At 68.7% G+C, this 12,965-nt stretch carries 12 protein-coding genes and 1 pseudogene; 5 read left to right on the forward strand and 8 right to left on the reverse strand.

The window, feature by feature from the left end; genetic code table 11:
- Positions 1 to 15: 15 nt before the first annotated feature.
- Positions 16 to 213 carry an antitoxin gene (locus NE2_RS32150; RefSeq protein WP_051757293.1) on the forward strand — a complete coding sequence of 66 codons (198 nt, stop codon included), beginning with the start codon at positions 16 to 18 and terminating at the stop codon, positions 211 to 213.
- A gap of 73 nt (positions 214 to 286) precedes the next feature.
- Here NE2_RS32150 and NE2_RS32155 read toward each other — a convergent pair whose 3' ends face one another.
- Positions 287 to 1,786, reverse strand: a complete 1,500-nt coding sequence (locus tag NE2_RS32155) for an aldehyde dehydrogenase family protein (RefSeq protein WP_063032218.1) — start codon at positions 1,784 to 1,786, stop codon at positions 287 to 289.
- Positions 1,783 to 3,414, reverse strand: a complete 1,632-nt coding sequence (locus tag NE2_RS32160; protein ID WP_063032220.1) for a GMC family oxidoreductase — start codon at positions 3,412 to 3,414, stop codon at positions 1,783 to 1,785. The genes NE2_RS32155 and NE2_RS32160 overlap by 4 nt, the downstream gene beginning before the upstream one ends.
- 454 nt (positions 3,415 to 3,868) lie before the next feature.
- Here NE2_RS32160 and NE2_RS32165 point away from each other — a divergent pair, with 454 nt between their 5' ends.
- Entirely contained in the window at positions 3,869 to 4,873 is a 1,005-nt protein-coding gene (locus tag NE2_RS32165; protein WP_146165306.1) for an SMP-30/gluconolactonase/LRE family protein, read from the forward strand.
- Positions 4,874 to 4,928: 55 nt separating this feature from the next.
- Here NE2_RS32165 and NE2_RS32170 read toward each other — a convergent pair whose 3' ends face one another.
- Positions 4,929 to 5,489, reverse strand: coding sequence for a TetR/AcrR family transcriptional regulator (locus tag NE2_RS32170; protein ID WP_063032224.1), 561 nt, complete (start codon positions 5,487 to 5,489; stop codon positions 4,929 to 4,931).
- Between the two features lie 85 nt (positions 5,490 to 5,574).
- Here NE2_RS32170 and NE2_RS32175 point away from each other — a divergent pair, with 85 nt between their 5' ends.
- Positions 5,575 to 7,068 (forward strand): phthiocerol/phthiodiolone dimycocerosyl transferase family protein, encoded by a 1,494-nt coding sequence (locus tag NE2_RS32175; protein WP_063032226.1) that lies wholly within the window; start codon positions 5,575 to 5,577, stop codon positions 7,066 to 7,068.
- On the opposite strand, the gene NE2_RS32180 is transcribed toward NE2_RS32175, so the two are convergent.
- A complete protein-coding gene (locus NE2_RS32180; protein WP_063032228.1) occupies positions 7,046 to 8,098 on the reverse strand; it encodes an NAD(P)-dependent alcohol dehydrogenase in 1,053 nt (350 codons plus the stop codon). The genes NE2_RS32175 and NE2_RS32180 overlap by 23 nt on opposite strands.
- A 143-nt stretch (positions 8,099 to 8,241) precedes the next feature.
- Here NE2_RS32180 and NE2_RS32185 point away from each other — a divergent pair, with 143 nt between their 5' ends.
- A complete protein-coding gene (locus tag NE2_RS32185; protein ID WP_063032245.1) occupies positions 8,242 to 8,973 on the forward strand; it encodes a ZIP family metal transporter in 732 nt (243 codons plus the stop codon).
- A gap of 82 nt (positions 8,974 to 9,055) precedes the next feature.
- The gene (locus NE2_RS32190) at positions 9,056 to 10,168 is read left to right on the forward strand and encodes a S1C family serine protease (protein WP_063032230.1); all 1,113 of its coding nucleotides are present in this window, start codon (positions 9,056 to 9,058) and stop codon (positions 10,166 to 10,168) included.
- Here the strand turns inward: NE2_RS32190 and NE2_RS32195 are convergent, their stop codons facing one another.
- The 4 genes and pseudogenes from NE2_RS32195 to NE2_RS32210 all read right to left on the reverse strand — a co-directional run.
- Positions 10,169 to 10,735 (reverse strand): vitamin K epoxide reductase family protein, encoded by a 567-nt coding sequence (locus NE2_RS32195; protein ID WP_063016237.1) that lies wholly within the window; start codon positions 10,733 to 10,735, stop codon positions 10,169 to 10,171. It abuts the gene before it with no gap.
- Positions 10,732 to 11,520, reverse strand: coding sequence for a DsbA family protein (locus NE2_RS32200; RefSeq protein ID WP_030516142.1), 789 nt, complete (start codon positions 11,518 to 11,520; stop codon positions 10,732 to 10,734). Before NE2_RS32200 ends, NE2_RS32195 begins: the two co-directional genes overlap by 4 nt.
- Before the next feature lie 217 nt (positions 11,521 to 11,737).
- Positions 11,738 to 12,586 (reverse strand): polyphosphate kinase 2 family protein, encoded by an 849-nt coding sequence (locus tag NE2_RS32205; protein ID WP_063032232.1) that lies wholly within the window; start codon positions 12,584 to 12,586, stop codon positions 11,738 to 11,740.
- 54 nt (positions 12,587 to 12,640) lie between these two features.
- A pseudogene (locus tag NE2_RS32210) lies at positions 12,641 to 12,965 on the reverse strand (ESX secretion-associated protein EspG); the annotation flags it as partial.

The following is a 12,965-nucleotide window of genomic DNA, read 5'->3' on the forward strand; positions in this document are numbered from 1 at the left end:
TCAGGAGAACCGCTCATGGGTATGTTCGACCAGCTCAAGGATGCCGCCGGCAAGGCGGCCGACCTGGCGGCCAAGAATGCCGACAAACTCGACCCGGTGATCGACAAGGTCGGCGATCTGGTCGACAAGCAGACCGGCGGCAAGTTCGAAAAGCAAGTCGACGCCGCGCAGCAGGCCGCGAAGAAGGCGCTGCACGAGCAGACCGAGAAGTAGACCACGCACAGGTGGTACACGGGCGAAGGCCACGCCCGGCTTCGCGCCGGACGTGGCCTTCGTGCTGTGCGAATCAGTGCCGGCCGAACAGCAGCGCCATCAGAGTCGCCATGGTGTCGTCGGCCTTCTGCGTGCGGTCGAAGGTCGTCAGGGTGAGCAGCGAGGGGAAGCGCTGCCGCGCGACGGCGTGGGCGTAGGTGAATTCACGCAGTCCGTCAGGGCCGTGGATGCGGCCGAAGCCGGAGTCGCCCACACCGCCGAAGGGCAGCGACGGAATCTGCGGGAACGTGAAAACCGCGTTGACGCTGACCATTCCGGTACGCAGCCGGTCGGCCAGTTCCCGCCCGCGCGCCTTCGAGAACACCGCCGCGGACAGGCCGTAGCGGCTGTCGTTGGCGCGGGCGATCGCGGTGTCCATATCGGGCACCTTCGCGACGGTGAGGGTAGGCCCGAAGGTTTCCTCGGTCACGGCCGGGGCGTCCTCGGGCACGTCGACCAGCACGGTCGGCTGCACCACCTGTCCGACGATGGTGTCGGCGCCGCCGGTCAGTGCCCGGCCGCCGCGCGCGACGGCGTCCTCGATGTGGCGGCGGATCACGTCGAGCTGCTTCGGCATCGTGATGGGGCCGATCTTGGCGCCCGGATCATTGCCCGCGCGTTGCTGTTTCGCCTTCGTCACCAAGGTATCGAGGAAGGTGTCGTAGACGCGCTCGTGGACGTAGACCCGTTCGGTGCCGATACAGGACTGGCCGGCATTGGCCATTCCGGCCCACAGCGCGGCGTCGGCCGCGGCGTCCAGATCAGCGTCGGCGTCGACGAGCAGCACATCCTTGCCGCCGCATTCGGCGACCAGCGGCGTGAGGCTCTCGGCGCAGGTGGCCATCACCTTCTTGGCCGTCGCCGTGGAGCCGGTGAAGGCGATCTTGTCCACGCCCGCTCGGCACAGCGCCGCACCGGTCGCCCCCTCGCCCGTGATCAATTGCAGCACCGGCTGTTCCGGCACGACCTCGGCGAACATGTCGACCAGCCAGCGGCCGACGCCGGGGGAGTATTCGCTGGGTTTGAACACCACGGCATTACCCGCCGCCAGCGCGTACACGATCGAACCCAGCGGCGTGAACACCGGATAGTTCCAGGGGCCGATCACGCCGATGACGCCGAGCGGCTTGTACTCCACCGACGCCGCCTGATTGATCGTGAGCAGCCCCACCCGAGCGCTCTTGCGGCCCAGCACCTTCGGAGCGTTGCGGCCCGCCCACTTCAGATGGTCGAGGCTCAGCGCCACCTCGAGCGCGGCATCGGAATACGGCTTGCCCGTCTCGTCGTGCATCACCGCGGCCAGCTGCCGCATCCGGCGGGCCAGCAGTCCCGCGAATCCGGCCAGGCGCCGGGCCCGCTCGGCGTAGTCGAGGCCCGACCACCACTCGTATGCCGTGCGGGCGCGGGCCACCGCCGCCTCGATATCGGCCTCGGTGTGGATGGGGTAGGTGCCCACCACCTCGCCGGTACCGGGATCGTGCACATCGAAGGTGGCGTGCGTATCGATCTCACCGATCTCGTTCACGGTCGTCATCGGGTGGCCTCCTTCGTAGCGGTGCCGGTGCTGGACGACGGGGCGCGGCCGCGGATCAGGTCGGCCGCCTTCTCGCCGATCATGACGGTCGGCGCATTGGTGTTGCCGCGGACGATGCGGGGCATCACCGAGGCGTCGACCACGCGCAGTCCGCTGACGCCGTGGACGCGCAGTTCGGGGTCGACCACCGCGGTCTCGCCGCTGCCCATGGCGCACGTGCCGACCGGGTGGAACAGCGTCTGGGTCCAGCGCGCGAGGTGCGCCCGCCAGCCGTCCTCGTCGATCCGGTCGGCGCGTTCGGGCAGGTAGGAGCTGTCGAGGTGGGCGGCCAGCGGCTGCTGCCGCGCGATCTCGAGCAGTTGCCGGCAGCCCGCGAGCAGGGCGTCCGCATCGCGCGGGTCGGAGAAGTAGGCCGGATCGATCTCCGGCTTCCACAGCGGATCGGCCGACCGCAACCGCAACCGGCCGCGGCTGTGCACCTCGACCAGCGTCGGCCCGGCGGTGAACATCGGAGCGATGTTCTCGTGAAAGCCGTTGTCGTAGAACGCCGTCGGCGCGACGTGGTATTGGATGTCCGGACCTTCGAGTCCCTCGCGGGTGCGCACGAATCCGCCGCCCTCGCCGACATTGGAGGTCAGTGGCCCGCGGCCGAGCGCCTGCCACTGCGCGAGCCGGAACGGGGTCTCGAAATCGGCGAGATCGGAGACGCCGCGGGTGCGCCACAGGATCGGGGTCACCGGGTGGTCGTGCAGATTCTCGCCGACGCCGGGCAGGTCGACCACCACATCGATGCCCAGTTCGCGCAGATGCGCCGCGGGCCCGATACCGGAGAGCATGAGCAACTGCGGCGAATTGACCGCACCGCCGGAGAGCAGCACCTCGGCCTCGGCATGCACGGTGTGCTCGCTGCCGTGGCGGCGATAGGTCACGCCGACCGCGCGGGTCCCGTCGAGCACCAGCGCGGTGGCGTGCGCCTCCGTCCGCACGGTCAGGTTCGGCCGGTCCAGCGCCGGGCGCAGATAGCCGTCGGCGGTGGACCAGCGGCGACCGTTGCGATGGGTGACCTGGTAGCGGCCCACACCCTCCTGCGTCGCGCCGTTGAAATCGTCGGTGCGGGGAATCCCCGCGGCCGCGGCCGCGGCTATCCAGGCATCGGTCAGTTCGTGGGTGTAGCGGCGGTTCTCGACGTGCAACGGGCCGTCGGTGCCGTGATACGGCGAACGCAGGCCGGTATTTGTCTCCGACCGGAGGAAATAGGGCAGGACGTCCTCGTAGCTCCAGCCGACCGCGCCGAAGTCGCGCCGCCAGCCGTCGTAGTCGGCGCGGTTGCCGCGGATGAAGATCATCGCGTTCATCGACGAGCATCCACCCAGCGCCTTCATCCGCGGCCAGTACGCGCGCTGGCCGCCGAGATGTTTCTGCGGTGTGGTCTCGTAGCGCCAATCCCATTGGGTGCGAATCAATTTCCCCCACGCCGCCGGTATCTTGATCTCGTCGGCCCGGTCGTCGGGACCGGCCTCCAGCAGCAGCACCGAGACCTGGGGGTCCTCGGTGAGGCGATGGGCGAGGACGCAGCCCGCGCTCCCCGCTCCGATGATGATGTAGTCGAACGATTCACGGTCGGGCACGCGAGGACCTCCAGCACGGTTGCCGAACACCGACACGGATCCGGACGGGGCCGACCTGCGGTTATAGCGGCAGAGACCGTCCCGGACCCGGTTCCAGGGTCGACCTTACGCTGTGTGCGGCGGTCGGGAGCGGAGTTCGGAGGTAGCGAATCGGGGCCGGGGCCGGCGGGTCCGGGCGGTGCGGACACGTAGTGCAGTGCCTCCGCCGAATATGAAGGTACACAGGCGATTACAGATAGCTCCGCACCTGACGACCGCGTGGCGGTCGCTCGCCACCTGCTCTCTGCTGTGATGCGGCCGGCTCCTGAGCGGGGTGCTCGGTATTCGTGAGCCTGGGCGTGTCCGGATCACGGCACGTAGGATTCGGCCGGACCCGCGAACCGGCCCGGATGGCGTCGATGCCCGGCGCGAAGACGGTCGCGCGGGTATGGCGGCGAACGGCAGGAGGACCGTGATGGGTGGTTCGTTCCCATGGGGTGCGCGCCGTGGCCGGCGACGGAACTCTCGGCGCGGCCGGGGCGGTGCGCACGGGCCCGTCGGACATGTCGCGGGTGCGGGCGTCCTCGCGACAGTGTGGATCAGCGCTGCGGCCGTTCTTCCGTCCGCGCTCGCTCCGGTTCACGCCGAGGCGCCCGGCTGCCCGGCCTCGTCGGTGGAACAACTGCTGCCCGCCCAGGCCCCGCTGCTCGATTTCGCGGAGAACCTCGGCTACGACGCACAAGGTAACCTCTGGGTCTCGCGTGTCTTCCGAAATGTGGTGCAGCGCTACGACTCCGGTGGGCACGTGACCGCCGAGGTGCCCGTGGATGCGCCCGGTGCGGTCCGGCTCGGCCCCGACGGTGCGCTGTACGTGGTCTTCGGTGACTCGTCGGCCGGACTGCTGCCCGGCGCGCATTCCTCCGGCGTCGTGCGGTTCGATCCCGGCGCCGACCATCCGGCGCCGCAGGTCTACGTCTCCGGTCTCGGCATGGCCAACGGTGCGGCCTTCGACGGCGCGGGCAATCTGTACGTCGCCGATACGGCACACGGAGTGGTGAAGGTGCGGCCCGGCGGTTCCGTCGACGCCGACTGGACCGCCCGTGCCGCGGAATCCGGGGTGAACGGCATTGTGCTGCAAGGTGATTCGCTCTACGCGACGCTCTATCAGAGCCTCGACGGTCGCATCGTCCGCCTCCCCGTCGATGCTCCGCAGGCGCAGACGACCGTCGCTTCGGTCACCGTCGGGGCGCTCCCGCTGACCGCCCTGCCCGACGATCTCACCGTGGGTCCGGACGGCATGCTGTACGTCGCGACCACGACCGGTCGTCTGGTCCGCGTCGACCCGGCTACCGGCGGGGTCTGCACGGTCGCCGACCTCGGCGTGCCGGCTACTTCGGTCGCGAAGGTTCCCACTGACGATCGCGCACTGCTGGTCACCATGGGAACGGGGACTGTGCTTCGGGTGGTTCTCGGCGCGTGACGTTCGTCGGTGCCCGTGCGCCGATGACCGGATGCGGCCGCGCCCGGACCGGCGGCTACAGCATCGGGGCGAGGGTGCGCAGACCGGCGACGAGCTGCTCGGCCGAGGGGGCGGACTTCGGGTCCAGCAGCCACTGGACGAGCAGGCCGTCGAGTAGCGTCCAGAGCAGCACGCCGATCGGGCCGCCATCGTCGTCGATATCCCTGTCGGGCAACAACATTCGGGTCAGTGCCACTTTGCCCTCGCGCTGTTTGGTCGTGATGTCGGCCTTCACCTCACCGGAATGCAACGCCTGCGCGAGACTCTCGATATTGGCCGCCCACAGCGCACGCTGCTCGGTGAAGGTGGCGGTGAGACGCCCCAGGAAGGTGAGCAGCCGCTGCGCCGGTTGCGGTTCGCTGCTCTCGGCGAGCGCCTCGAGGATCTGCTGTACGGCCTCGGCGGACGATTCGATCATGGCCTGCGTGAGCAGGTTGTCGCGGGTTCCGAAGTGGTAGTTGATCGCGGCCAGATTGCTGCCCGAGGCGGCGACGATATCGCGCACCGTGGTCCGGGCGTAGCCGCGTTCGGCCAGGCAGTGTTTGGCCGCTGAGAGCAGATCCTCACGTGTTCCCACGTCGGCAGGGTAGCAAGCGCCCGCTGACGAATGTTTCAAACAAATGTTTGTGACAAGTGTTTGAAACGGATGTATTGTTCTCCGTATGGTCACGCAACGTCCGATATCGCCCTTCGAGTCGGGTTACTTCCAGGAACACGCCACCTTCGGTTCCGTGCCGGTCGGCGGGATGGCTCTGTTCATCGGGTCGACCGTGGAAGGGGAATTCGAGACCGAACTGCTGCGCACGGTGCTGGCCGAACTGGCCGCCGAGCATCCGCTGCTCAGCTGTCGCCGATTCGACGACGCCGGGGTGCCGGTACTTCGCCATGTCGAGGGCTATCGCCCCACGGTCATCGAAAGTGCCGGTGGCGACATCGAATACGTCGACTTCGTCAACCAGCCGCAACCGTGGGACGAGGGCTTGTTCTTCGCGCGGGTGTTCCGCGAGGACGACCGGACCCGCATCGTGCTCGTCGTCCATCACGGAATCACCGACGGCCGTTCGTCTTTCGCACTGCTGGACGAGATGTGGCGGCGCTATACCGCGCATCGCCGCGGGGCGCCGATGCCGGTGCGTGCGAATCACGAACTGCCGCAGGCGGTCGACGAGCGCCTCGCCGCGGTCGTCTCCGGGGCGGAGGTCGACGAACTGCTCGCGGCGATGCGCACGATCATCGGTGAGCCGCCCGCGCGATTGCCGCGCGACGGCACGGCGGGGTCGGGGCGCGGTCTGTTCGTCGCCGAGCGGATCGAGCTGGAACCGGAGGTGACCGCGGCCTTCGCCGCCGCGGCGCGCTCGGCCGGGATCGGGGTGAACGCCTTGCTGAGCGGGTGTGCGCTGGCCGCGGTCCGGGCCGAACTGGGCGGCGTGGGCACACTGCCGATGGTCTGCGGCTATGCGGCCGATATGCGGGCCGCGGTGGATCCGTGGCTGCCCGACGAGACGGTCCTGAACTGCGCCTCCGGCTGGGGCACGCTACTGGCGGTGGCCGAATCCGCCGATCCGTTCGAACTGGGCAGGGTGGTGCACGCCGACGTCCGTGCGGCCCTGGAGCGTCGCGACCCCGCGCGTCTGGCGTTGGCGGGCCGATACATTCGCGACGAGGCCACCGCGCGGATACTCGCGGAACAGCCCAGTATCGCGCTGTCGAACATCGGGCGGGTGCCGGACCATATCGTCCCCGAGGGAGTGCGGCTGGTGCGCGACAACCTGCTCGCCATGGGCCCGGGGATGCCGCCCAAGCTGACCGCGTTCACCCTGGGAGAGCGGCTGACGGTGCAGGTGGAATACGACACCAACGATCACAGCCGCGCCCAGATGGGCCGGGTGCGCCGCAATCTCGCGGAGTTGTTGCACCGCACCGCCGGCCGCGGGGGAGCGTTGTCCGGCGACCGCGCGGGAACGTTGTCCGCCGACCGCGCGGCAGCGTCGTCCGTCGGCCGAGCGGGTACGGCGTCCGTCGGCCGAGCGGGAGCGCCATCAGCCGACCGCTCTGTTCCGGCATCCGCGGACGACTCGGTTTCGCCCTCCGGCGGCGGCGCCGATCGCGCGGACGCCGGCGTCGCCTCGAAATTCACATGGTGGCGGCGTCGATGACGAACCGGTACCGCACGTCGCTGGCGACCACGCGCTCGTAGGCCTCGTCGATGCGGTCGGCGGAGATGACCTCGATTTCCGCGCCGATGCCGTGTTCGGCGCAGAAGTTCAGCATCTCCTGGGTTTGCGGGATGCCGCCGATATTCGACCCGGCCAGCGACCGGCGGTTGCCGGTGAGGGTGAAGGGGCGCACCGCTAGCGGCTGTTCGGGCAAGCCGAGGATCACCATGGTGCCGTCGAGGTTCAGCAGACGCATATAGGTGTCGATCGGCAGATCGGCCGACACGGTGTTGATGATCAGGTCGAACCGGTTGCGCAGATCGCGGAAGATTTGGCGGTCGGTGGTGGCGTAGTAGTGGTGCGCGCCGAACCGCCGGCCGTCGTCCTCTTTGCTCAGCGAATGGCTCAGCACCGTCACCTCGGCGCCCATCGCGGCGGCGATCTTCACCCCGACATGGCCCAGCCCACCCATGCCGATGATCGCCACCTGCTTGCCCGGGCCCGCGTTCCAGTGCCGCAGCGGTGAATACAGGGTGATGCCCGCGCACAGCAGCGGCGCGGCCTCGTCGAGCCCGATGCCCTCCGGAATGCTCACCACGAAGCCGTCGGTCACGACTACCTGGCTGGAATAGCCGCCGAGGGTGTAGCCGCCGGCCTGGATCTCCTCCGGGACGGCGCCGTTGTAGGTCATGGTGGCGCCGCGCACGCAGTACTGCTGCTCACCGGCCAGGCACGGCTCGCACTGTCCGCACGAATCGACCATGCAGCCCACGCCCACCCGGTCGCCGACCGAGAACTTGGTGACCTCCGGGCCGACCGCGGCGACCAGACCGGCGATCTCGTGGCCCGGGACGCAGGGGTACTTGGTGCCGTGCCACTCGTTGCGGGCGGTGTGGATGTCGGAGTGGCAGATGCCGGCGTACTTGATGTCGATCAGCACGTCGTGCGGGCCGAGTGCGCGGCGTTCGATGGTGGTCTTGGTGAACCGGCCGTCGGGCGCGGAAACGGAATACGCGGCAGCTGTCGTCATGCGTTCATGCCTACCCCCGCATGGATGCCTACGCAAACCACCCGCCCGCAGCGACGCGACCGGGGAAGGGGCCATACCCACGACCGGCGACCCGCCGGTCGGATGTGCTCGGCGGGCTCGCGCCGATATCGGATGCTGATCCGGTGGCGATCGTGCTGGCGTTGATATCGATGTGTTCGACGCTGGCAGGCGGGTTGGTGGCCGCGCGCATCGGGGAGCGCAAGCGGCTGATCCTCGGCCTGGCCGCCGGAATCATGCTCGGGGTGGTCGCCTTCGACCTGATCCCCGATGCCCTGGCCGAATCCGACCGGGTCGTCTCGGGTGTGCCCGGCGTGCTCGTGGCGGCCGTGATCGGCTTCTTCACCATTCACATCATCGAACGCGAGATGGCGATCCACATCGGGCACGAGCAGGATTTCGGCCGCCACACCCACGACTTCCCGTCGGTCGGGCTGGTCGCCACCGGGGGATTGATCTTCCACAGCATGCTCGACGGTCTGAGCATCGGCGTCGGATTTCAGGCCGGCGCGGCGCTGGGCATCTCGGTCGCGATCGCGGTGATCTCGCACGACTTCGCCGACGGATTCAACGCCTTCACCATTCCCACGCTGTACGGCAATGCCCGGCGGCGGGCGCTGACCCTGCTGGTCCTGGATGCGCTGGCGCCGGTGGCGGGCGCGATCATCGGCACGGTGATCCGGGTGCCTCCCGACGTCGCGGGCCTGTATCTGGGATATTTCGCCGGATTCCTGCTGTATCTGGCAACGAGTGACATTCTGCCGGAAGCACATTCGGGCCGCCCGTCGCGCACCGTGCTGTTCTGCACGATCGCGGGCGCCGCGTTGATGTTCGCGGTGGCGGCATTGCAGGACTGATACCGGGCACCCCGCCGATTTGGTACACATAAAAGCACAAACTCCGCCAGCCCACCCCGGGCATGCAGAATCGGGAGCGGCGATGGACGAGCAGCATTCGGGCCGGCAATCGCGTCCGGCTCGCGGCGGGTGGCTTTCGACGGTCGTCTTCGTGCTCGTCATGGCCCTGGTCGGCGCGGCATTTCTGGGCTATCGCGGGGATCTGCCACGGTGGGCGGTGCCCGCGGGCCACTCCACCTCGGTGCTGTTCGGGCCGCCCGTGCCGCCGATGGATCCCGCGGCGGTGGCCTCGGCCGTCGAACCCGAACTGGTGAACATCAACGTATCGATCCGGCCCAGCGGGATGGGCGCGGCCGGATCGGGCATCGTGCTCAGTCCCGACGGTGAGATCCTGACCAGCCACCACGTGGTGAAGGGCGCGGAGACCATCACCGTCGGCGATCTCGGCAACGGCGGGCACTATCCGGCGACGGTGCTCGGCTACGACTCCGACGCCGATATCGCCCTGCTGTCGCTGAGCGGGGCGGCGGCGCTGTCGGTGGCCCGCATCGGCAGCTCGGCCGGGGTCCGGGTGGGCGATCAGGCGCTGGCGATCGGCAATGCGGGCGGAACCGGTTCCCCGACCGCGACACCGGGCACGGTCACGGCGCTGGACGCCTCGATCGTGGCGCGCGATACCGCCGATCTGTCGCGCAAGGCGTTGATCGGCATGATCGAGGTGGCCGCGCCGGTGGTCTCCGGACAGTCCGGCGGCGCACTGGTCGACCGGACCGGCGCGGTGATCGGCGTGGTGACCGCCGCCTCGGGAGAACTGTCCCGGCAGCAGGGGCAGGCCAGCGGCTACGCGGTGCCGATCGATCGGGCGTTGAGTGTGGTGCGCCAGATCCGCACCGGCATTCCGACCGATACGGTCCACGTCGGCCCAACCGCGACACTCGGCGTCCTGACCTCCGATGCCAAACCCACCGGCGCCCGGGTGGACGTGGCGATCTACGGGCTGCCGGCCTTCACGGCCGGGCTGAATTCCGGCGAGGTGATCGTCGCGGTCGACGACACACCGGTCACCTCGGCGCAGACGCTCAAGGCAGCGCTCAACGTGCGCCGGCCGGACGAGGTGATCCGGCTGGATCTGGTCGAGCCGGAGGGCACGCACCGCACGCTCGCGGTGACGCTGGCCGCCGGCCCGCCCAACTGATCAGAACAGCGAGAGCCAGTAGTCCTGGAAGCGCAGGAAGACCAGCAGCAGCACGATCGCGTAGTAGACCACCACGATCGTCCACCGCCACTGCGCGACGATGCCCATGATCCCGCGGGCCCCACCCCACAGCTGATCGGTGACGACCGCCAGGCAGACCGGCGTGAACGTCCACACCACCATGCAGTACGGGCACAGCGCGCCGATGCGGTAGAGGCTCTGGAAGATCAGCCAGAAGATGAAGCCCATCCCGGCGACCAGGCCGATCCACAGCCCGCCCCAGAACCAGCGCGGCAGGCCGACACCGGCCACCGCGAGCACCGCGATGGTGACCGCCACCGAGAATCCCGTGACGCCGATGATCGGATTCGGGAATCCGAACACCGACGCCTGATGGGTCGCCATCACCGAACCGCAGGACAGAATCGGATTGATGCTGCACGACGGCCGATAGGACGGATCCTTCAGCAGTTTGAAGTCTTCGATCGTCAACGTCACCGCGGCCAGCCAGCCCAGCAGGGTGCCGAGCAGGAGTAGCCACGCGGGGCGGGGCCGGACGGTGATCACTTGGCCGCGGCCTCGATCACCGGGCGCAGACCGTCGGGCTGCATCAGCTGCTGCGAGCTGGTGATCTGCTTACCGTTCACGTACACCGTCGGCGTGGACTTGATGCCGCTGTTGAGCACGTCCTTGGTGGTCTTCTGCACGTACTTGTCGTACTTGTCCGACGTGATGCACTCGGCCACGGCCGGATCGGTGTAGCCGGCGGCCTGGGCGATCTGCACCAGCTTCTCGTCGGGCAGGCCGGTGCCGCCCTCCGGGGGCTGCTGCTCGTACATGGTGGTCAGCCACGGCAGGAACTTGGTCGGGTCGGAGCCGGCGACGCAGTAGGCGGCGTTGGCCGCGCGCGAGGAGTAGCGGGTGCCGCCCGAGGACTGATCCAGGAACGCGATGATGTTGTAGCGCACGCTGGCCGTGCCGGCGTTCACCGCGTCCTCGATGGCCTTGGCGTTGGCGGTCTCGAACATCTTGCAGGCCGGGCACTGCAGGTCGGCGACGACCCGGATGTCGACCTTGGCGCCGGGCTTGCCGATCTTGATCTCGCCCTGGTCGGTGATCGAGCCGGTGACCGCGTCGGGCGAGGCCGGCTGCGCGGCGACCGAGGGCACCGGCCCGGTGTCGTTCTTGTTGGACTGTTTGACGGCGATGCTGATGCCGATGGCCGCAATGAGCGCGATCAGCACGGCCGCGACACCCACCTGAATCAGGATCGTGCGCGTGCGATCTCCGCCTCGCACCGCCGTCAGCGAGTTCTTCCCACGCGGATTCTTGCTCACCTCGGAGTTCACCACGCCTTTCCTGTGTTACGTGTCGGTGTGCGACATCGGTGTTGTGCGGCCGGGCGCCGCCTGCGATCGTACGGGCCGTCCGCCACGCCGTCGCGGTGCCGCATCGCGGGCGGGCGGCCGCACGAGGCACACTCGGCACCACATGATTCCCGGTCAACCTGAGAGATCCCCGAGATTCGGGCCGAAATATCCGCGGTGGTGACCGGCGTCTCCGTGCCGATCAGCTCGCGGCGAGCCGCGCCTTCTCGGCGTCGATGTCGAACTGCGGCGCGGGCCAGCTCAGCTTCAGACCACCCAGCGCATCGATGAGCAGTTCGGTGACCGCCAGGCGGGCGAACCACTTCCGGTCGGCCGGAACGACGTACCACGGCGCGTGGTCGGTATCGGTGCGGTCCAGTACGTCCTGATAGGCCTGCTGATAGTCGGGCCAGAGCGCGCGGTCGTCGATATCGCTCGGGTCGTACTTCCAGTACTTGTCCGAGCGTTCCAGCCGTTCGCCGAGGCGACGCTTCTGTTCCTCCAGCGAGACGAACATCGCGACCTTGACGATCGTCGTGCCCGCCTCGGTGATTTCCCGTTCGAACCGATTGATCTCGTCGTAGCGGGGCTCCCATTCCTCGCGCGGCACCAGGTTCTGCACCCGCACCACGAGGACGTCCTCGTAATGGGACCGGTCGAAGACACCGATCTGACCGCCGGCCGGCAGCCGGTGGCGGATTCGCCACAGATAATGGTGCCGGCGTTCCTCCTCGGTGGGAACGCCGAAGGCGGCATGCCGCACCCCCTGCGGGTCGACCATGCCGATCACGTGGCGCACCACGCCGCCCTTCCCCGCGGTGTCCATCCCCTGCAGGATGAGCAGCAGGTTGCGGTGGTCACCCGAGCGGCCGTTCGCGAACAGCATCTCCTGCAGCTCCGACAGCACCTGGCCGCGTTCGGGCAGCAATTGCTCACCGAGTTTCTTGTCGCCGGTGAATCCGGGCGTCGCGGAAAGGTCGTAGGAATCGAGCCGGACCCCGGCGGCTCGCAACGCGGTGGTGGCCGGTTCGGTCCACGGAGATTTCACCATAACCGTCGAGTATGGTCGGCGGCTATGGCAGCCGGGTGGTGATCATGCCGTGAGTCAGCCGATTCCGGCCAGTCTCGTCAAGTGTGCGGCGAATTCGGCGTCGTCGACCGGGGTCAGCACCAGCTCGGCGGCCGTGGTGAGCAGATAACGTCCGTCGCCGGTGACGTCGAGCCAGGTGCGATGCCGCGTCGGCGGCGACATGGGATTGTCGGGTGCCACGGTGACGGTGATGAATCCGCGCGCGTCGACCGGAGCGCGCAGCGTGCGGCGGAAGCGGGCGGCGCCCGGATCCTGCGGCGTGTCGATATCGCCGCCGGGATGGGCGTCGGTCCCGATGTCGAGCACCGCGTGCTGCGGTTCGCGCATCGGCCCGCAGGTG

Origin of the sequence: Nocardia elegans NBRC 108235, from assembly GCF_001612845.1 — a bacterium.
GTDB lineage: Bacteria > Actinomycetota > Actinomycetes > Mycobacteriales > Mycobacteriaceae > Nocardia > Nocardia nova.